A 20,723-nucleotide genomic window follows, 5' to 3' on the forward strand; every position below is an offset into this window, starting at 1 on the left:
CGTCCTTGATCGGCGCTTGCAGGATTTTGGGTTGACGTGGGCCCCCTCCACCACTCGTCTGCGGCGAGCGGTCCCCCTCCCCGTTCCGGGGAGGAATTGGGGGTGCATCGCTCTTCATCACATCCGGAATACGCCGAAGGCGGGGCGTTCGGGGATGGGGGCGTTTAAGGTTGCCGCAAACGCCAGCCCGAGCACGTCGCGGGTCTGCGCGGGGTCGATGATGCCGTCGTCCCAAAGCCGCGCAGTGGCGTGCCACGGATTGCCTTCGTCTTCGTAGCGCTGGCGGATCGGCGCCTTGAACGCTTCGGCCTCCTCGGGCGTCCATTTCTCGGCGTCGCGGTGGACCGTCGCGAGCACGCTCGCCGCCTGCTCGCCGCCCATCACGCTGATCCGGCTGTTGGGCCAGCTGAACAGGAAGCGTGGGCTATAGGCCCGGCCGCACATGCCGTAATTGCCCGCGCCGAAGCTGCCGCCGATCAGCACGGTGATCTTGGGAACGGTGGCGGTGGCGACGGCGGTGACCAGTTTGGCGCCGTGCTTGGCGATACCCTCGGCCTCGTACTTGCCGCCGACCATGAAGCCCGAGATGTTCTGGAGGAACAGCAGGGGGATGCGGCGCTGGCAGGCGAGCTCGATGAAGTGCGCGCCCTTCTGCGCGCTCTCCGAGAACAATATGCCGTTATTGGCGATGATCCCGACCGGGATTCCCCAGATATGCGCGAAGCCGCAGACCAGCGAGGTGCCGTAGAGCGCCTTGAACTCGTGGAACTCGCTGCCGTCGACCAGCCGGGCGATGACCTCATGGACGTCATAGGGGGCGCGGACATCTTCGGGGACGACGCCGTACAGCTCTTCGGGCGCATGTTTCGGCGGGCGCGGATCGAGCAGCTTCACGTCCGGCGTGCGATCGGCGGGCAGATGGCTGACCACGTCGCGCACGATCGTCAGGGCATGCTCGTCATTCTCGGCGACGTGATCGACCACGCCCGATCTGCGGCCGTGCAGGTCGCCGCCGCCGAGATCCTCGGCGCTGATCACTTCGCCGGTCGCCGCCTTCACCAAAGGCGGGCCGGCGAGGAAGATCGTGCCCTGGTTGCGGACGATGACGCTCTCGTCGCTCATCGCGGGGACATAGGCGCCGCCGGCGGTGCAGCTGCCCATCACGCAGGCGATCTGCGGGATGCCGAGCGCCGACATATTGGCCTGATTGAAGAAGATCCGGCCGAAATGATCGCGATCGGGGAAGACCTCGGCCTGGTGCGGCAGATTGGCGCCGCCCGAATCGACGAGGTAGATGCACGGCAGCCGGTTGGCCTCGGCGATCTCCTGCGCGCGGAGATGCTTCTTGACCGTCATCGGATAATAGGTGCCGCCCTTCACCGTGGCGTCGTTGCAGACGATCATGCAGGTCCGGCCCGAGACCCGGCCGATCCCGGCGATCATCCCCGCGCCGGGAACCTCGCCGTCGTACATGTCGCAGGCGGCGAGCTGACCGATCTCGAGAAACGGGCTGCCCGGATCGAGCAACCGTTCGACGCGTTCGCGCGGGAGCAGCTTGCCGCGGCTGGTGTGACGTTCGCGCGAAGCTTCGGAGCCGCCGAGCGCGGCGTTGGCGACATCGGCGCGCAAACGTGCTGCCAATGCGCGGTTATGCGCGGCGCGGGCGCCGAATTCCGCTCCTTCGCGCGACACCTTGCTGTCGAGCACCGGAGCGCTCATTAGGGCATCCTTCCTGTCCTAGTTTTGCCCTGCCTACACCGCGTGCCGCCGCTTGGGAAGACTGGCGCGTGCGGCGCTGGCGGAGTAGCACCCACGGCGTTCGACTTGACCAGGAGAGCCTAAAGGTGACGACTCGCGCGGCCTTTTTCGCATTGCTTCTCGCAACCGCCGCCTGCACTCCCGGCGGCAGCAACCCCGGCAACCATGCCGCACAGTCCGGTGCGGGAATCGGAGTCGACGTCGCGGGGCTCAACAAGAATGTGAAGCCCGGCGACGATTTCGACGAATATGCCAATGGCGGCTGGCGCGCGCGGACCGAGATCCCCGCCGACCGTTCGAGCACCGGCGCCTTTCTCGAAGTGTTCAACAAGGCCGAGGCCAACAACGCCGCGATCGTCCAGGCCGCGCTCAAGGCCAATGCCGCGCCGGGCACCGATCAGCGCCGCATCGCCGACTGGTACAATGCCTGGACCGACACCGCCGCGATCGAGCAGCGCGGGCTGGCGCCGCTGGGCGCCGAGATGGATTCGATCGCCACGCTCAAGGACAAGAAGGCGCTGTCGACCATGCTCGGCGCCAATATCCGCGCCGATGTCGATCCGCTCAACGCGACCAATTTCGAGACGAGCAATTTGTTCGGGCTGTTCGTCAGCCAGGCGCTCGACCGTCCCGACACCAATGTGCCTTATCTGCTGCAGGGCGGGCTCGGCCTGCCCGAGCGCGATTATTATCTGTCGGACAAGCCCGAGATGGCGACGATCCGCAACCAGTATCGCGCCTATATCGGCAAGCTGCTCAGCCTCGCCAACATCACCGAGCCGGACGCCCGGGCGCAGCGCGTGTTCGAACTCGAAAGCAAGATCGCCCGCGCGCATACCGACATCGTCACCAGCCAGGACATCCACAAGGCCAACAATCCGTGGAAGAAGGCCGACTTTGCGAAGAAGGCGCCGGGGATCGACTGGGACGCCTTCTGGGCCGCGGCGGGGCTGGGTGGGCAGCAGGACTTCATCGTCTGGCACCCGCAGACCGTGACGGCGATGGCGAAACTGGTCGCGAGCGAGCCACTCCAGTCGTGGCAGGACTGGCTGACCTTCCACCGGCTCGACGACGTCAGCGACGTGCTGCCGGCCGCGTTCGACCAGGCGCATTTCGAATTCTTCAGCCATACGCTCAACGGCCAGCCCAGGCCGCGCCCGCGCGACAAGCGCGCGATCGCTTCGGTCAACGCGTGGCTCGGCGACGCGGTCGGCCAGCTCTACGTGAAGGATTTCTTCCCCGCCTCGTCCAAGGCCGACATCCAGAACATGGTGAAGGGCATCCTCGCCGCGTTCGACAAGCGCGTCGCGGCGCTGCCATGGATGGCCGAGCCGACCAAGGCCGAGGCGCGCAAGAAGATCGCGGGCATGCAGGTCGGGATCGGCTACCCCGAGACGTGGCGAAGCTACGCCGCGCTCGAGGTGAAGGCCGACGATCCGGTCGGCAATCTGCGCCGCGCCCAGCTCGCCGAATATCGTCACCAGCTCGCCAAGCTCGGCAAGCCGGTCGACCGCGGCGAATGGTGGATGACTCCGCAGACGGTCAACGCCGTCAATCTGCCGTTGCAGAACGCGCTCAACTTCCCGGCGGCGATCCTGCAGGCGCCGTTCTACGATCCCGGCGCCGACGCCGCGGCCAATTACGGCGCGATCGGCGCGGTGATCGGGCACGAGATCAGCCATGGCTTCGACGATCTCGGCGCGAATTTCGACGCCAGCGGCAGCCTGCGCAACTGGTGGACTCCCGCCGATCTCGCGCGCTTCAAGGCGAGCGGCAAGGCGCTGGCGGCCCAATACGACGCGTACGAGGCGCTGCCGGGGCTGCACCTCAAGGGCCAGCAGACGCTGAGCGAGAACATCGCCGACGTCGCCGGGCTCACTGCGGCGTACGAAGCGTACCGCGCGTCGCTGGGCGGCAATGCGCCGCCGGTGATCGGCGGGCTGACCGGCGACCAGCGCTTCTTCCTCGCTTATGCCCAGGCGTGGCGCGACAAATCGCGCGAGCAGGCATTGCGCGGGCGGATCGCCACCGATGCCCATGCGCCGGCGCGCTGGCGCGCCCAGACGGTGCGCAACCTCGACGCCTGGTATCCGGCGTTCGGCGTGGCCGCGGGACAGAAATTGTTCCTGACGCCCGAGCAGCGGGTGAAGGTCTGGTAACAAGGGAGAGAGGGATGCGGGGGATGAAGATCGTCGCAGCCGCGGCGGCGCTGGTGCTGGTCGCGGCAGCACCGGCGGGCGATCGCTGGACGCGGGCATGGACCGCGAGCATGTGGCAGGCGCCCGCCGATCAGGTGAAGACGCTCGATAACGTCACGATCCGCTCGGCGGTGCGCGTCGGCGTGGGCGGCGGGCAGCTCCGGCTGCGGCTGGCCAATGATTATGGATCGGCGCTGACCATCGGCGCGGCGACGCTGCGGCTCCCGGGGGGCAGGGCGGTGCGAGTGACGTTTGACGGGCAGGGATCGGTGCGCGTGCCCGAAGGCGCGCCGTTGGTCAGCGATCCGGTCGCATTGCCGGTCAAGGCGTTCGATGTGGTCGAGGTCTCGCTGTTCTTCCCCGAGGCGGCGCAACCCAACACCGTCCATGACGTGGTCGGCGAACAGACTCTGATCTCGCAGCCGGGCGACCATACTGACGAAGATTTCGTGCCGGCCGAGAAGTGGCGGCTGCGCCCGCTGATTGCCGGGCTCGACGTGCAGAGCGACAGGCCGCGCCCGTTGGTGATCGCGTTCGGCGATTCGATCACCGACAATGTCGGCTGCGCCAACGATGCGATGCCGCGGTGCCGCTGGGGCGACGTGCTCGGCCGCCGACTGGCGGCGGCGGGCAAGCCGCATGTCGTGGTGACCCAGGCGATCTCGGGCAACCGCATCCTCGCGCACGGCACCGGCCCGAGCGCCCTGGCGCGCTTCGACCGCGACGTGCTGGCGGTGCCGGGCGTCAGCCATGTCGTGTTGCTCGAAGGGATCAACGACATCGGCAATTCGGGGCGCGAAGCGAACGGCGTAGCGCGTCCGACGATCACCGCCGACCAGCTCATCGCGGGCTACAAGCAGCTCGCGCTGCGGGCGCACGCGCGCGGGATCAAAATCTATGCGATGACGATCCTGCCTTATGTCGGCGCGGGCTACCAGACCCCGGCAGGTGAGGCGATGCGCGTGAAGGTCAATGACTGGATCCGCAGCGCGAAGGCGTTCGACGCGGTAATCGACATGGAGAAGGTCGTGGCCGATCCGGCGAACCCGACGCGGCTGGCGGCGGAACTGCAGGGCGGGGACAATCTCCACCCCGACGGCCGCGGCGAGACGCGGATGGGCGAGGCGATCGATCTGGGGTTGTTCAAATAATCTCCCGCTCCCTCCGGGAGCGGGAAGGGGCCCGCCGCGAAGCGGTGGGAAGGGTGAGGGTGAAGGGGCGAGCCGCGCGAGTCGCCCTCACCTTTCCGCCGCTGCGCGGCTCCCTTCCTCTCCCAAAGGGAGAGGAAATTGGGGATCACCCCCCCACCAATTCGCGGCCGATCAGCATCCGGCGGATCTCGTTGGTCCCTGCGCCGATGTCGAGCAATTTGGCGTCGCGGGCGAAGCGTTCGACCGGCCAGTCCCTGGTATAGCCCGCGCCGCCCAGCGCCTGGATCGCCTCGAGCGAGACCTTCACCGCGTTCTCCGATGCCAGGAGGATCGCCCCCGCCGCGTCGAACCGGGTGGTGCGGCCGGCGTCGCAATTCTTCGCCACCGTGTAGACATAGGCCCGGGCGCTGTTGAGCGCGACGTACATGTCCGCGACCTTGGCCTGCATCAGCTGGAAATGCCCGATCGGCTGGCCGAATTGCTTGCGCTCGCGCAGATAGGGGAGGACCACGTCGAGGCAGGCCTGCATGATGCCTAGCTGGATCCCGGCGAGCACGGTACGCTCGTAATCGAGCCCCGACATCAGCACGCCGACGCCGCCGTTGAGCGGGCCCATGACGTTCTCTTCGGGCACCTCGCAATCGTTGAACACCAGCTCGGCGGTGGGCGAGCCGCGCATTCCCATCTTGTCGATCTTCTGACCGATCGAGAAGCCGGGCATATGCTTCTCGATCAGGAAGGTGGTGATCCCGCGCGATCCCTCCCCGGTCTTGGCGTAGACGACGAGCGTGTCGGCATAGGCCGCGTTGGTGATCCAGAATTTGGTGCCGTTGAGGACATAGCCGTTCGCCGTCTTCTCGGCGCGCAGCTTCATCGAGACGACGTCCGAACCTGCGCCCGCCTCGGACATTGCGAGGCTGCCGACATGCTCGCCCGAGATCAGTTTGGGGAGATATTTCGCCTTCTGCTCGGGGCTCGCCCAGCGGCTGATCTGGTTGACGCACAGGTTCGAATGCGCGCCGTAGGAAAGGCCGATCGAGGCCGAGGCGCGGCTGACTTCCTCGCACGCGATGACATGCTCGAGATAGCCGAGCCCGAGCCCGCCATATTCCTCGTCGACGGTGATGCCGTGCAATCCGAGTTCACCCATCGCCGGCCAGAGCTCGCGCGGGAACCAGTCCTCGGCATCGATCTTCGAGGCGAGCGGTTCGATCCGCTCTTTGGCGAAGCGCGCGGTGGTGTCGCGGATCATGTCGGCGGTGTCGCCGAGACCGAAATCGAGCGTGGGTTCCATTCTGCCTCTCCTTGAGGACGTGTCAGTAATACTGTCCTATTTGCCGCGCTTTTCGCCGATTCCGCGGTGGATCACAAGGCTTCAGGCGGTAACGATCATTCCGTCTTCCAGCTTCACCGGCCAAGGCTGGAGGCGAGCCCCGACACAGGGTCCGCCGACGCAGACGCCGTCCTCGATCCGATAGAGTGCGCCGTGCCAGCTGCACTGGATCAGGCTCGCATCCGGCGTGAGATAGTCGTCGAGCTGCTGCGCGAGCGGCAGCGCCATGTGCGCGCAGATATCGACATAGCCATGGACCACATCGCCCTTGCGGACGACGAAGCCATGGAAGCGGCCGGCGCGGAGTTCGAGGACGAAATTGCGGGCGCTGTTGTCCGGGACAAGGGCGAGCGGGCCGAGCGAGACGCCGGCAGGCGTGGCGGTGAGGCGGCTCATATCAGTTCCTCCCCGAGCTTTGCTCGGGGAGGAATTGGAGGGGGCAGCCCATCACTTCGGCAATACCGCCTTGGGAAACCCCTTCCACGCGGCGTCGTAATCGGGCTGGGCGCGATCCAGCGCGAATTGCGTCGGCCGGTACGGCCAGCAGGTCTCGACCATGAATGCCATGGTTCCCGCGATCTTGTGCGGCTTGAGTTCGGCGTTGCTCGCGCTTTCCCAACTGGCGAGGTCCGGCCCGTGGCCGGCCATCAGATTGTGCAGCGAGAGCCCGCCCGGCGCGAAACCCTCCGCCTTCGCGTCATAGGCGCCGGTGATCAGCCCCATCGCCTCGCTCATCACGTTGCGGTGGAACCAGGGCGGGCGGAAGCTGTCCTCGGCGACCATCCAGCGCGGCGGGAAGATCACGAAATCCATATTGGCGCGGCCGTGCACGTCGCTGGGGGAGGTCAGCACCGTGAAGATAGACGGATCGGGATGATCGAAGCTCACCGTGTTGATAGTGTTGAAGCGGGCGAGATCATAGCGCCACGGCGCGAGATTGCCGTGCCACGCGACGACATCGAGCGGGCTATGGTCGAGCGTGGTCGTCCACAGGCTTCCCAACGACTTTTGCACAATCTCGAACGGCGTGTCGCGATCCTCGAACCAGGCTGCCGGGGTCTCGAAGTCGCGCGGATTGGCGAGGCCATTGGCGCCGATCGGGCCGAGATCGGGAAGGCGGAGCAGGCTCCCATGATTTTCGGCGACATAGCCACGCGCCGCGCCGTCGGGGAGGAGGGCGCGGAACTTCACGCCGCGGGGGATCAGCGCGACCTGTCCCGGGGCCACGTCGATCCGGCCGAGCTCGGTGAGGAGCTGGAGGCGTCCGGCCTGAGGGATGAACAGCAATTCGCCGTCGGCGTCGACGAAGATCCGCGCGTCCATGTCCCTGTTGGCGGCGTAGAGATGGACCGCGACGCCTTCGAGATCGGCGGGATCGCGGTTGGCGAGCATGGTGGTCATGCCGTCGATCAGGTCGGTGGGTGTGGCCGGATCGGCGATCGGGTCCCAGCGCAGGCGGTTGGGGGCGAGGGGCTCCGCCACGGTGCCGGGGGCGAAGTGCTTCGCGCCGTCGTAGCGCACATAAGGCGGATGCTCGGCGCTCGGGCGCAGGCGATAGAGCCACGAGCGGCGATTCTCGTGGCGCGGCGCGGTGAACGCAGTGCCGGAGAGCTGCTCGGCATAGAGGCCGAAGGCGGGTTTCTGGGGCGAGTTGCGGCCGACGGGGAGCGCGCCGGGGACGGCTTCGGTCGAGACGTGGTTGCCGAAGCCGGGGAAATAGTCGGTCATAGAAGTGATCCTAAAACCCTTCTCCCTCCGGGAGAAGGAGGGGGCCGCTCGGCGCAGCCGGGTGGGAGGTTGAGGGTGAGCGACGTACCGCGTCGCCCTCACCCTTCCGCCGCTTCGCGGCGCCCTCCCTCTCCCGCTGGGAGAGGGATTTACGCGTCGACCTTGATCACGCCGCGACGGATCTGGTCGAGCTCGATGCTCTCGAACAGCGCCTGGAAATTGCCGTTGCCGAAGCCTTCATTGCCCTTGCGCTGGATGATTTCGAAGAAGATCGGCCCGAACATGTTCTCGGTGAAGATCTGGAGCAGCAGGCCCTCGCCATTCTCTACACTGCCATCGATCAGGATGCGATTCTTGCGGAGCCGCTCGACGTCCTCGCCGTGCCCGGGCACGCGCTTGTCGATCAGCTCGAAATAGGTCTCGATCGTGTCCTGCAGGCGGACGCCGCGGGCGCGGAGGCGCTCGACGGTGTCGTAGATGTCGGGGGTGGTCAGCGCGAGATGCTGGATGCCCTCGCCATGATATTCGCGGATGAATTCCTCGATCTGGCTGGCATCGTCCTGGCTCTCGTTCAAGGGGATGCGGATCGCCTTGTCGGGGGCGATCATCGCCTGGCTGAACAGCCCGGTGGCCTGCCCCTTGATGTCGAAATATTTCTGCTCCTCGAAGCCGAAGAGCGTCTTGTAGAATTCCGACCACACCCGCATCTGGCCGCGGCGGACATTGTGGGTGAGATGGTCGAGCAGGTCGAGCCCGACATTGTTCTCCGCCTCGGCTTCCTGCCAGCCGGGGATCTCGGCCCAGTCGGCGTAGAGATCGGTGCCGTCCTGAATGAAATAGAGATACGAGCCGCCGATGCCGGTGATGACGGTGTCGTCCTCGTCGGTCGGCTGGGCGCCGTGGGCGAGCGCCCATTCCATTGCCCTGGCCGGATCGGCGACGCGGAACGCCATCGCGCTGGCCGAGGCGCCATGTTCGTTGCGGAACTGCGCGACGCGGCCGTCGGCATCGCGGTTGAGCATCAGATTGATGCGGCCCTGCTTGAACCGGGTTATGTTCTTGCTGAGGTGCCGGTGCGTCGGCACGAAGCCGAGCTGCTCGAACTGGCGCGCCATCGCCTCGGGGTCGGGCGAAGTGAATTCGACGAACTCGAAGCCGTTGAGGCCCAGAGGGTTATGGGGCGGATTTGCGGGATCGGTCATGACGGGATTGTACCGCGGTGGCGTAGATAGTGTCAATTGATACCATCGATGCTCTGCGAAGCAGGAACCGGAGCCGCGGGCGATGCGGCCAGTAACCCTGGGCTCCTGCTTTGGCAGGAGCACCGGAGATTACAGCCCTTCGCCGCCCACCCAGTGCGCGTTGGACAGGCGGCGGGCGACGTTCCATGTCTGGGTGCGGATGTCGGGGACCGCGACGATCTCCCAGAAAGCACCGCGCGTCATCGGGCCGAGCGCGTAGAGGTCCGGATTGGCGCGGCCGTCGGCGGCGATCGTCTGGCCCTGATTGTCGACGTCGATGCCGAGATGCGCGGCGTCGGGACGGATCAGCCCGCGCGCCGCGAGCTTCTGGAGCAAAGGCTCCTCGGTGCGGGCGAGGTCGCCGAGCGGGCCGGTGCAATTGACGATGCGCTGGGCGAGCAGCGTCTCGACCGCGTCCGCGCCCCGGCGTCGGAGCTGGACATGGATGCCGTCGGGCCGCTCGTCGAAGCCGAGGGTCTTGCCGGCGATCACCTCGAGCTGGCCGCGCTCGATCACGGCCATCAGCCGGGCGTAGACCTCCGGCGCGAGGCGGTGGCGATGGACATCCCACCATGGGCGGAGGTGGCGCAGGAAGCGGCCGCGCTCGGCCTCGCTGGCATTGCCCCACATCGCCTGGGTGAACGGGCGGAGTTCGTCGACGGCGTTGCGCCAGCCGACCGAGTCGCCGCGGCTGCGGACCGACTGGAGGAGGCGCGAGGCAGTGATGGCCGGACGTTCGTCGATCTTCCGCCAGTCGGCGCCGGGGCCGTGCGGGCGGGGGAGCAGGCCACGGCGCGAGAGCGCGATGATCTTGCCGCGGAAGCCGCGCGCATCGAGCAGCAGCACGACGTCGATCATCGTCAGGCCGGTGCCGATGACGAGGACGGTGTCGTCGGCGGCGAGATTCTCGGGGACCGAGGCGTGCCACGGATCGCCTTTGTAGCGCTGCGCCGACAGCTTTTCGGGGTCGAGGCCGGGAGGGTCGTGCGGCGGGAGATTGCCGACCGCGAGCACCGCGGCGTCGGCTTCGAGGGTGCTGCCGCGCACCCGGACCTTCACGCCGCCGTTCAATTCGACGTCCTGCACCTCATCGCGGAGCAGGGTGAGCCGGCCGCCCGGATCCTTGAGCGCGGCTTCGAGCAATTCGCGGAGATATTCGCCGTAGGTGACGCGCGGGATGAACGCTGCGGGCGCTTCCGCCACGCCGCGCGCCTCGAGCCAGCGGACGAAGTGCGACGGATCGTCGGGAAAGGCGCTCATATTGCCGGCGCGGACGTTGAGCACATGGCTCGGATGCGCGGCGCCGTAAGCGAGGCCGGTGCCGGCGACCGGCGCGCGCTCGATCAGCGTCGCGCGCGGGCCCTTGTGGCGGAGCAGGTTGATCGCCTGCAGCGTGCCCGAAAACCCCGCGCCGATGATGGCGACATGCTCGATCACGCGGCTAGATTTCGTATTCGATCTGCCACTCGGGCTGCTGGAACGCCGGGCGTTCCTGCGAGAAAGCGGGCTGGCGCGCCTTCATCTGGGCGTAGAGCTTCTTGACCGTGTCGCTCGCGGTGCGGACGAACAGGTTGGGCAACACGGCGTGGACGAGGCAGGCGGCGCCCCCGATCATCATGGTGATGCCGAAGCGCGACGCAGTGGCGGCGTGCTCGCCATAGCTCTCACCGACGCTGCGCGGGTGAGCGAGGAAGAAGCGATCGATCATCCCGCCCGTTTAGGCGCATGCGCCGCCGCTGTGAAGCGCAAGGGGTTTGCAGCTGCGCCGGCTTGTGGTTGGGTAACGATAACAAGAGGGGAGCGATTCATGGCCGAGAGCGCGGGGCAGCCCGACCACCACCAGGCGACGCAGAACGAGAAACTGGTGATCGCGGCATCGTCGCTGGGCACGGTGTTCGAATGGTATGATTTCTATCTCTACGGTCTCCTCGCGACGATCATCTCGGCCAAATTCTTCTCAGGCGTGAACGAGACCACCGGGTTCATCTTCGCACTGGCGGCGTTCGCGGCGGGCTTCGCGGTACGGCCGTTCGGCGCGCTGGTGTTCGGGCGGATCGGCGATCTGGTCGGGCGCAAGAACACTTTCCTCGTCACGATGGCGATCATGGGCCTCTCGACCTTCACGGTCGGCCTCTTGCCGAGCTACGCGTCGATCGGCGTCGCCGCACCGGTGATCCTGATCGTCCTCAGGCTGGCGCAGGGGCTCGCGCTGGGAGGCGAATATGGCGGTGCCGCGACCTATGTCGCCGAGCACGCGCCCAACAACAAGCGCGGGCTCTATACGAGCTGGATCCAGACCACTGCGACTCTCGGGCTGTTCGCGGCGTTGCTGGTGGTGATCGGAACGCGCTGGATCATCGGCGAATCGGCGTTCGCCGATTGGGGCTGGCGCGTGCCGTTCCTCGTCTCGATCGTGCTGCTCGGCGTATCGATGTGGATCCGGCTCCAGCTCAACGAGAGCCCGGTGTTCCAGAAAATGAAGGACGAGGGCACCACCTCGAAGGCGCCGCTGACCGAGGCGTTCGGCCAGTGGAACAATCTGCGCCTCGTGCTGATCGCCCTGTTCGGCGCGGTCGTGGGGCAGGCAGTGGTCTGGTACACCGGGCAATTCTACGCTCTGTTCTTCCTCGAGAAGACGCTCAAGGTCGATGGCTGGACGACCAACATCCTGATCGCGATCGCGCTGGCGATCGGCACGCCGTTCTTCGTATTCTTCGGCTGGCTGAGCGACCGGATCGGGCGCAAGCCGATCATCCTCGCCGGCTGCGCGATCGCCGCCGCGAGCTATTTCCCCTTGTTCGGGCTGCTCACCGAAGCCGCCAACCCCGCACTGGCGCACGCGCAGCGGAGCGCGCCGGTGTCGGTGACCGCCGATCCGGCCGAATGTTCGTTCCAGTTCGATCCGATCGGCAAGAACAAGTTCGATCGCAGCAGCTGCGACATCGCCAAGGCATTCCTCGCCAAACAGGGCGTCGCCTATCGCAACGTGGAAGCGCCGGCGGGGACCACCGCGACGGTCCAGATCGGAGCGCAGCAGGTGCCGGTCTATGATCCGCGCAAGGAAAAACTGACCGAGGACGCCGTGGCGACGATCGGCATCGCCGACTTCCAGGATGCCGCCAAGGCGGCGTTGGCCGAAGCGGGCTATCCCGCCAGGGCCGATCCGGCGGCGATCAACCAGCCGATGGTGGTGGCGGTGCTGACCGCGCTCGTGCTGCTGGTGACCATGGTCTACGGGCCGATCGCGGCGATGCTGGTCGAACTGTTCCCCAGCCGCATCCGCTACACCTCGATGTCGCTGCCGTATCATATCGGCAATGGCTGGTTCGGCGGGTTCCTGCCGGCGACGGCGTTCGCGATGGTCGCGGCGACCGGGGATATCTATTACGGGCTGTGGTATCCGGTGGTCGCGGCAGTGGTGACGTTGGTGCTCGGGCTGTTCCTGCTGCCCGAGACCCATAAGCGCTCGATCGACGATTGACCGGCGGCGCCGGGGGCCTGCATTAGACCCCGGCTCCTGGGGAATGCTTCTTTGCGGATCGTGATCGTCGACGACAGCGGATTGCGCGCGACCGTGCTCGAAGAGGGGCTGCGGGACGCGGGCTATGACGACATCCATGTCGTGCCGCCGCAGGGCGCCTTCGTCGCCAAGATCGAGCGGATGGCGCCCGACGTGGTGTTGATGGACCTCGGCAGCCCGAGCCGCGACACGCTGGAGGAAATGCTCGCGGTGAGCCGCGCGCTGGCCCGGCCGATCGCGATGTTCGTCGATCAGTCCGACGAGACGATGATCGGCGCGGCGATCGATGCGGGAGTCTCGGCCTATGTCGTCGACGGGCTTCGCAAAGACCGGGTCAAGCCGATCCTCGATCTCGCGATCCGCCGCTTCAATGCCTTTGCCCGGATGCAGACCGAGCTCGACGAGGCACGCACCGCGCTGGCCGACCGGAAGGTCATCGATCGCGCCAAGGCGATATTGATGCAGACCCGCGGGCTGACCGAGCCCGAGGCCTACACGCTGCTGCGCTCCACCGCGATGAGCCAAAGCAAGCGCATCGCCGATGTCGCCGAGGCGCTGATCACCGCCCATGGCCTGTTGGGAGGGCTGCAATGACGCCGCTGTCGATCGCCTTCCTGCCGCTGACCGACAGCGCCCCGCTGGTGGTTGCCCGCGCCAGGGGCTTCGCCGAGGCGCAGGGGATCGACCTGAGCCTCGTGCGCACCACCTCATGGGCGACGCTCCGCGACCGGCTGGTCTATGGCCAGGTGCAGGCGGCGCACATGCTCGCGCCGCTGGCGATCGCGGTGAATCTCGGGCTCAGCCAGCATCCGGCGGCGCTCTCGGCGCCGTTCAAGCTCAACGTCAACGGCAATGCGCTGGTGATGGCGCGCGCATTCGCCGAGGCGCTCGATCCCGATCCGGCCAAGCGCGTGCACGATCCCGAAGCCGTGGCGCATGACTTCGCCAATGCGATCGGGCTGTACAGGCGCAAGCCGGTGATCGGCGTGGTGCATCGCTTCTCCAGCCATGCGTTGATGTTGCGCTACTGGCTCGGCTTTGCCGGGGTCGATCCCGATCGCGACGTCAATCTGCGCGTGCTGCCGCCTTCGTTCATGGTCGAGGCGTTGCGGCTGGGCGAGATCGACGGATTCATCGCCGGCGAGCCATGGAATACCGCCGCAGTGGCCGAAGGGCTTGGCGAAATCGTCGCCGCCGGCGTCGATATCTGGCGGCGCGGGGTCGAGAAGGTGCTGGCGATGCGCACCGACTGGATGGAGGCCAATCCCGAGACGGTCGACCGGCTGCTGGTGGCGGTGTCGCAGGCGGCGGCATGGTGCGACGACCCGGCTAATCGCGACGAACTCGCGCACTTGCTCGAACGGCCCGAGCATGTCGGCCAACCCGCCGAATGGATCATGGCGGCGCTGGGCGGGCGGCTCGTGCTGCGCCGCGGCGATGCTCCGGTCGACATCCCCGACTTCCTGTTGTTCCACCGCGAAGCTGCGGGGTTTCCGTGGCGCAGCCAGGCACTGTGGATCTATTCGCAACTGGTGCGCTGGGGGATGGTCGAGGCCGACCCTGCGACCGAGCGCCAGGCGGCGGATGTGTTTCGTCCCGACATCTATCGGCGCGCGCTGGGTGGAGCAGGGCTGCCGATGCCCGGCGCGAGCATGAAGCTGGAGGGCGCGCTCGCGGCGCCGCTCGGCGTCGGGACGCATCAGGGCGCGCTGACTCTCGGCCCCGACCGCTTCTTCGACGGCGCGGTGTTCGATCCGGACGATCTGCCGGGATACTTGCTGCACTTGCGCGGGAATCGCGGGTAAGTTTTTTGCACTTGCGAAATGTTTCCGGTTGATGAAGCTATAGGTTGACGCGCGCCGTAGCGCGTCCATGGAAGGCCATCCCAGCGCCGGGCCGGTCCTTTCGCAAAACCATCAGCAAAGCCGCTGTCCGGTCCCTGCATGCGCGGGAGGCCGGAGGCGGCTTTTTTCGTGCCTTTGGCACAGCGTTGAGGACGTGCCTCCGGCACGCGGGGAGTTCGGGCGATGAAGATTGCAGAACTGATGCGCGAAGGCTTCGATTATGCGGGCGGCGGCGCGGACGTGGATCCGCGGCCGGCACAGGCAAAGTCGAGCTTCTGGCAATCGGGTCACACGCCGACATTGATCGCGGCATTCCTCTATTTCGATCTGGCCTTCATGGTCTGGGTGCTGCTCGGGCCGCTCGCGCCGGACATCGCCAAAGCATTGCAGCTGACCGCGGCGCAAAAGGGCCTGATGGTGGCGACGCCCACCCTCGCGGGCGCGCTGCTGCGCGTCGTCAACGGGCTGCTGGTCGACCGGATCGGGCCCAAGCGCGCCGGCGCGATCAGTCAGATCATCGTGATCGTCGGACTGTTCACGGCGTGGGCGATGGGCGTGAACAGCTTTGCCGGCACGTTGGCGCTGGGGGTGATCCTCGGCTTTGCCGGGGCGAGCTTCGCGATCGCGCTGCCGCTGGCCAGCCGCTGGTATCCGCCCGAGCATCAGGGCAAGGCGATGGGGCTCGCGGGCATGGGCAATTCGGGTACGGTGCTCGCCGCCCTGTTCGCGCCGACGCTCGCCAAGATCTTCGGGTGGAATTCGGTGCTCGGGCTCGCCTGCATTCCGCTGACCCTGGTCTTCGTCGCCTATATGCTGATGGCGAAGGACGCGCCCAATGCGCCTGCGCCCAAGAAGCTGACGGCCTATTTCCAGCCACTCAAGCTGCCCGATGCGTGGTGGCTGATGGGGTTCTACGCGGTCACTTTCGGCGGGTTCGTCGGGCTGGCGGCATCGCTGCCGATCTATTTCACCGACCGGTTCGGGCTGACTACGATCACCGCGGGATATTGCACCGCGGCCTGCGTGTTCGCCGGATCGCTGGTGCGGCCGCTGGGCGGGGCGCTGGCCGACCGGATCGGCGGAGTGAAGGCGCTGTCGGCGGTGTTCGTCGTCGCAGCGCTGGCGCTGGCCGGGGTCAGCATGGCGCAGACCGTGGCGAGCGCGCTGGCGTTGTTCGTCCTCGCGATGCTCGCGCTCGGCACCGGCAACGGATCGGTGTTCCAGCTCGTGCCGCAGCGCTTCCATGCCGAGATCGGCGTGATGACCGGACTGGTCGGCATGGCCGGCGGCATCGGCGGCTTCTACCTCGCCTCGTCGCTGGGCGTCGCGAAGCAACTCACGGGAAGCTTTTCGAGCGGATTCCTGATCTTCGCGGCGCTGGCATTGGTCGCCTTTGCCGGCCTCAATCTGGTCAAGACGCGCTGGCGCTCGACCTGGACCAGCGGCGCGCGTATCTGAACCGCGAGGGACGGGGGTTCGCCTCCGTCCCGTTGAGGGGGATCGAGATGAAGTCGATATTGTTGGCGGGGGCCGCATTGGCTGCTGCGGCGCCGGCTTGCGCGCAGGAGATCAAGCCGCTCGCCGAAGTGCGTGCACGTCACGAGCATGTCGAACAGGACGGACTGGCACAGGATTCCGACGCGGTCACGGTGCGCGTTCGTGCCGGTGTGCAAGTCTCGAAAGGCGGCTGGAGCGCGCTCGCCGAGGCGCAGGGCAATATGGCGGTGGGTGATGCCTATTATGACGGGCTCCACGGCGCGGCGACACGGCCCCTGGTCGCGGATCCGGAGAATGTCGCGCTCTATCGCGCGCAGATCCAGTATCGCTCGGGGCCGCTGACCTTCACGGCCGGGCGGCAGCGGATCATGCTCGACGACGAGCGCTTCGTCGGCAATGCGGGTATCCGCCAGAGCGCGCAGACCTTCGACGCGGTGCGCGCCGAAATCACTCCGCTGAAGGGGCTCAAGCTCGATCTCAGCTATGTCTGGGATGTCCGCACGATCTGGGGCGTCGAAGGGAATGGCGCGCGCCAGCAGGGCGTGGGGGGCGACAACATCCTCGCTAATCTGAGCTATGCGACACCGGTCGGCACGCTCACCGGCTTCGCCTATCTGGTCGATCAGGACGAAGCGGCGGTGCAGGGCTATCGGCTGTCGAGCCAGAGCTATGGCGTGCGGCTGGCGGGCGCGCGGCCGCTCGGCGGCGGCGTGAAGGCGGCATGGCAACTCAGCCATGCGCGGCAAACCGATTATCACCGCAACCCCAATGACTATGCGGCGCGCTATTGGCTGGCCGACGGGTCGCTCGAGCTGCGCGGCTGGAAGCTGGGGGCGGGCTATGAAGTGCTCGGCGCCGACAAGGGCGTGGCGCTGACCAGCTTCCAGACGCCGCTCGGGTCGGTTTTCAAATTCCAGGGCTGGGCGGACAAATTCACTGTCACGCCGCCCGACGGTATCCGCGACCTTTATGCCAATATCGGCTATGGCTGGAAGGCGCTGGGCCCATTCACGGGCGTGACGCTGCAGGCGGCGTATCACCGCTTCGACAGCGACCGGCTGGTGCGGCGTTATGGCGACGAGATCGACATGCTCGTCAGCGGCAAACTGGGCAAGACCATCTTGTCGGTGCGCTATGCCGATTATGCGGCGGACCGGCTGCTCACCGACACGCGCAAGCTCTGGCTCCAGCTCGATTGGGTTTTGTGACCTTTTCGTCACCCCGCCTTGGGCCGGGGTCCACGTCACCGAACCGGAAGTCCTGGATTCTCCTGCTTCTCTTTCGCCTCCCGGTAGATCCGGGCCCAAGGCCGGGATGACGGTCGCGGACAGCGGAATTTGCTGCGATGCAAAATTCGCACTTGATGTGCGGCACGCAAACCAGCATCATGCGGGTGAACGGGCAATGTAGTCCGTACGGGACATAGCTGCCGCTCCCAGGGTCGGGAACCGGCGGTGCATCGACCGGCGACCGCCGGTCAGGGTGAATGGCAAGGCCGCCATGCAGGCGTCGGATCTCTCCGACGACCCGCATGGCGGCCTTTTTGCGTTTTGGAGCTTGGGCATGGAGCTGATTGGCGAAGGCTGGACCGGCGAAACGGCGGAAGGGGCGCCCGAGGTGCCCGTGCGCCGCGAGCATCTGGTGGTGGTCGGCAACGGCATGGCGGGATGCCGCGCGGTCGAGGAACTGCTCGCGCGGGACTCCGGGCGTTACCGGGTGACGATCTTCGGCGCCGAGCCGCATGTGAACTACAACCGGATCATGCTGTCGCCGGTGCTCGCCGGCGAGAAGACCTTCGACGAGATCGTGATCAACGGGCTCGACTGGTACCGCGACAACGGCATCGAACTGATCGCGAGCGATCCGGTGGTGGCGATCGACCGCGCAGGCCGGACGGTCACGTCGCGCAGCGGCCGTACGCTCGGCTACGACAAATTGCTGATCGCCACCGGCTCAGATCCGTTCATCATCCCGGTGCCGGGCAAGGATTTGCCCGGCGTGATCAGCTTCCGCGACATGAGCGACGTCGATGCGATGCTCGCCGCAGCCGGCAAGGGCGGCGACGCCGTAGTGATCGGCGGGGGCTTGCTCGGACTCGAGGCCGCACACGGGCTGACGCTGCGCGGCATGAAGGTCACCGTGCTCCATCTGATGCCGACCTTGATGGAGCGCCAGCTCGACGAGGCGGCAGGGTGGCTGCTCAAATCGGCGCTCGAGGCACGCGGCCAGACGATCCTGACCGGCGCCGACACTGCCGAGATCCTCGGCACCGACGCCGTCGAGGGGGTCAAGCTCAAGGATGGCCGGGTGATCCCCGCCAGCCTGGTGGTGATGGCGGTGGGCATCCGGCCGAGCACCGCACTGGCCCGTGAAGCCGGGCTTGCAGTCGGCCGCGGCATCCAGGTCGACGATCATATGGTGACCAGCGACGCCAATGTCCTCGCGGTCGGCGAGTGCGTCGAGCATGCCGGGCAGGTCTATGGCCTCGTCGCGCCGCTCTGGGAGATGTGCCGCGCGCTCGCCGACGGGCTGGTCGAGCGGCACAGCGGGTACAAGGGCTCGGTCACCTCGACCAAGCTCAAGGTCTCGGGGATCGACGTCTTCTCAGCGGGCGATTTCTCGGGCGGCGACGGCGCCGAGGACATCGTCCTGCGCGACGCCAGCCGTGGGGTCTATAAGCGCGTGGTGATCAAGGACGACCGGCTGGTCGGCGCGGTGCTCTATGGCGACACCGGCGACGGCAGCTGGTATTTCGATCTGCTCAAGAAGCAGGAGGACGTGTCCCAACTCAGGGACGTGCTGATCTTCGGCCAGGCCTTCGCCTCCGGAGGTGGGCAGGCGGACCCTAAGGCGGCCGTTGCGGCGCTCTCGGACGATGCCGAGATCTGCGGCTGCAACGGCGTTTCCAAGGGGCAGGTGATCGCCTGCATCGAAAAGGGGGCGTGCAGCCTCGACGCGGTGCGCAGCGGCTGCAAGGCCTCGGCGAGCTGCGGATCGTGCACCGGACTGGTCGAGACCCTGCTCGCGCTGACGCTCGGCGATGAAGTCGAGGCCGGCCCGAAGACGATGTGCAAATGCACCAGCTTCGGCCATGACGATGTCCGCCGCGAGATCGTCGCGCAGGACATGCGCTCGATCCCCGAAGTGATGCAGAAGCTGCACTGGTCGACCCCGGACGGCTGCTCGAGCTGCCGTCCGGCGCTCAATTACTATCTGCTCTGCGCGCTGCCGGGCGAATATCGGGACGACGAGCAGAGCCGCTTCGTCAACGAGCGGATGCACGCCAACATCCAGAAGGACGGCACCTATTCGGTCGTGCCGCGGATGTGGGGAGGGATCACCAGCCCCAAGGAGCTGCGCGCGATCGCCGACGTGGTCGAGAAATACGACGCGCCGATGGTCAAGGTGACCGGCGGTCAGCGGCTCGACATTTTCGGGATCAAGAAAGAGGATCTGCCCGCGGTCTGGGCCGACCTCAACGCCGCGGGGATGGTCTCGGGACACGCCTATGGCAAGTCGCTGCGCACGGTGAAGACGTGCGTGGGCTCCGAATGGTGCCGCTTCGGCACGCAAGACTCGACCGGGCTCGGCGTCAAGACCGAGCGAATGACGTGGGGCAGCTGGATGCCGCACAAGTTCAAGATCGCGGTGAGCGGCTGCCCGCGCAACTGCGCCGAGGCGACGATCAAGGATTTCGGCGTGGTCTGCGTCGACTCCGGCTACGAGCTCAGCGTCGGCGGCAATGGCGGCATCAAGGTCCGTGCCACCGACTTCCTGTGCAAGGTCGCGACCGAGGAAGAGGCGTTGCATTATTGCGCGGCCTTCATCCAGCTCTACCGTGAGGAGGCCCGCTATCTCGAGCGCACCGCGCCGTGGATCGAGCGGGTCGGTGTCGACTATGTCAAGGCACGCGTGGTCGACGATGCCGCCAACCGCGACGCGCTCGCCGCGCGCTTCCTCCATTCGCAGAGCTTCAGCCAGGAAGACCCCTGGGCCGAGCGCGCCGCGGGCGCCGACGCGCATCTGCATAAACACCTGGCCGAGATCCGGCCCTTCGCCATATTGGGAGCCGATTGATGACCACGACCGCAGACTGGCTCGACGTGGGCCCGGTCGATCAGCTTCCGGTGATGGGCGCGCGCACCTTGCCGGTGCGCGGCGGCGACGAGATCGCGATCTTCCGCACCGCCAACGGCAATGTCCATGCGCTGGTCAATAAATGCCCGCACAAGCACGGGCCGCTGAGCCAGGGCATCATCCACGGCACCAGCGTGACCTGCCCGCTGCACAATTGGCGCATCTCGCTGCTGACCGGCGAAGTGCTTGGCGAGGATCGAGGCTGCACGCCGGTGATCCCGGTCAAGGTCGATGGCGGCCGCATCCTGATCGGGCGCCGCGAAGCGCTCGCCAGTCTCGCAGCCTAGGTCCCCCCGCGGTGCCGCAGCCCCTCCCG

Annotated in this window: 16 protein-coding genes; 9 read left to right on the forward strand and 7 right to left on the reverse strand. The window is 66.8% G+C overall.

Going from position 1 to position 20,723, the window contains the following annotated elements; all coding sequences use genetic code 11:
• Nucleotides 1-117 precede the first annotated feature (117 nt).
• Nucleotides 118-1,719, reverse strand: coding sequence for a carboxyl transferase domain-containing protein (locus tag Q9Q95_RS04225; protein WP_306094143.1), 1,602 nt, complete (start codon nt 1,717-1,719; stop codon nt 118-120).
• A 125-nt stretch (nt 1,720-1,844) separates the two neighbouring features.
• Here Q9Q95_RS04225 and Q9Q95_RS04230 point away from each other — a divergent pair, with 125 nt between their 5' ends.
• Both Q9Q95_RS04230 and Q9Q95_RS04235 read left to right on the forward strand, forming a co-directional pair.
• Complete coding sequence (locus Q9Q95_RS04230; RefSeq protein WP_306094145.1) at nt 1,845-3,917, forward strand: M13 family metallopeptidase; 2,073 nt, start codon at nt 1,845-1,847, stop codon at nt 3,915-3,917.
• Between the two features lie 23 nt (nt 3,918-3,940).
• Nucleotides 3,941-5,107: an SGNH/GDSL hydrolase family protein gene (locus Q9Q95_RS04235; RefSeq protein ID WP_306094147.1), complete on the forward strand. Its 1,167-nt coding sequence runs from the start codon at nt 3,941-3,943 to the stop codon at nt 5,105-5,107.
• Between the two features lie 145 nt (nt 5,108-5,252).
• On the opposite strand, the gene Q9Q95_RS04240 is transcribed toward Q9Q95_RS04235, so the two are convergent.
• From Q9Q95_RS04240 to Q9Q95_RS04265, 6 genes are all read right to left on the reverse strand, one after another.
• The gene (locus Q9Q95_RS04240; protein ID WP_306094149.1) at nt 5,253-6,401 is read right to left on the reverse strand and encodes an isovaleryl-CoA dehydrogenase; all 1,149 of its coding nucleotides are present in this window, start codon (nt 6,399-6,401) and stop codon (nt 5,253-5,255) included.
• Nucleotides 6,402-6,482: 81 nt separating this feature from the next.
• Nucleotides 6,483-6,836: a Rieske (2Fe-2S) protein gene (locus Q9Q95_RS04245; RefSeq protein WP_306094151.1), complete on the reverse strand. Its 354-nt coding sequence runs from the start codon at nt 6,834-6,836 to the stop codon at nt 6,483-6,485.
• A 51-nt stretch (nt 6,837-6,887) separates the two neighbouring features.
• On the reverse strand, nt 6,888-8,168 hold the full coding sequence (gene hmgA / locus Q9Q95_RS04250; protein WP_306094153.1) for a homogentisate 1,2-dioxygenase: 1,281 nt from the start codon (nt 8,166-8,168) through the stop codon (nt 6,888-6,890).
• A 149-nt stretch (nt 8,169-8,317) separates the two neighbouring features.
• Complete coding sequence (hppD, locus tag Q9Q95_RS04255; RefSeq protein WP_306094155.1) at nt 8,318-9,370, reverse strand: 4-hydroxyphenylpyruvate dioxygenase; 1,053 nt, start codon at nt 9,368-9,370, stop codon at nt 8,318-8,320.
• A 129-nt stretch (nt 9,371-9,499) separates the two neighbouring features.
• On the reverse strand, nt 9,500-10,846 hold the full coding sequence (locus Q9Q95_RS04260) for an FAD/NAD(P)-binding protein (protein ID WP_306094157.1): 1,347 nt from the start codon (nt 10,844-10,846) through the stop codon (nt 9,500-9,502).
• Nucleotides 10,847-10,850: 4 nt separating this feature from the next.
• Nucleotides 10,851-11,117 (reverse strand): DUF6356 family protein, encoded by a 267-nt coding sequence (locus tag Q9Q95_RS04265; RefSeq protein WP_306094158.1) that lies wholly within the window; start codon nt 11,115-11,117, stop codon nt 10,851-10,853.
• A gap of 99 nt (nt 11,118-11,216) precedes the next feature.
• Here Q9Q95_RS04265 and Q9Q95_RS04270 point away from each other — a divergent pair, with 99 nt between their 5' ends.
• From Q9Q95_RS04270 to nirD, 7 genes are all read left to right on the forward strand, one after another.
• Nucleotides 11,217-12,890: an MFS transporter gene (locus Q9Q95_RS04270; protein WP_306094162.1), complete on the forward strand. Its 1,674-nt coding sequence runs from the start codon at nt 11,217-11,219 to the stop codon at nt 12,888-12,890.
• Between the two features lie 51 nt (nt 12,891-12,941).
• On the forward strand, nt 12,942-13,523 hold the full coding sequence (locus Q9Q95_RS04275) for an ANTAR domain-containing response regulator (protein WP_306094164.1): 582 nt from the start codon (nt 12,942-12,944) through the stop codon (nt 13,521-13,523).
• Nucleotides 13,520-14,734: a CmpA/NrtA family ABC transporter substrate-binding protein gene (locus Q9Q95_RS04280; protein ID WP_306094167.1), complete on the forward strand. Its 1,215-nt coding sequence runs from the start codon at nt 13,520-13,522 to the stop codon at nt 14,732-14,734. The genes Q9Q95_RS04275 and Q9Q95_RS04280 overlap by 4 nt, the downstream gene beginning before the upstream one ends.
• Nucleotides 14,735-14,974: 240 nt before the next feature.
• Nucleotides 14,975-16,231, forward strand: coding sequence for a NarK/NasA family nitrate transporter (locus Q9Q95_RS04285; protein ID WP_306094689.1), 1,257 nt, complete (start codon nt 14,975-14,977; stop codon nt 16,229-16,231).
• 47 nt (nt 16,232-16,278) lie between these two features.
• Nucleotides 16,279-17,478 (forward strand): alginate export family protein, encoded by a 1,200-nt coding sequence (locus Q9Q95_RS04290; protein ID WP_306094169.1) that lies wholly within the window; start codon nt 16,279-16,281, stop codon nt 17,476-17,478.
• Nucleotides 17,479-17,833: 355 nt separating this feature from the next.
• Nucleotides 17,834-20,347: a nitrite reductase large subunit NirB gene (gene nirB / locus Q9Q95_RS04295; RefSeq protein WP_306094171.1), complete on the forward strand. Its 2,514-nt coding sequence runs from the start codon at nt 17,834-17,836 to the stop codon at nt 20,345-20,347.
• On the forward strand, nt 20,347-20,694 hold the full coding sequence (gene nirD, locus Q9Q95_RS04300; protein ID WP_306094173.1) for a nitrite reductase small subunit NirD: 348 nt from the start codon (nt 20,347-20,349) through the stop codon (nt 20,692-20,694). Before nirB ends, nirD begins: the two co-directional genes overlap by 1 nt.
• Nucleotides 20,695-20,723: the final 29 nt, after the last annotated feature.

It is taken from the genome of Sphingomonas sp. DG1-23 (genome assembly GCF_030730875.1).
Classification (GTDB): Bacteria; Pseudomonadota; Alphaproteobacteria; order Sphingomonadales; family Sphingomonadaceae; genus Sphingomonas.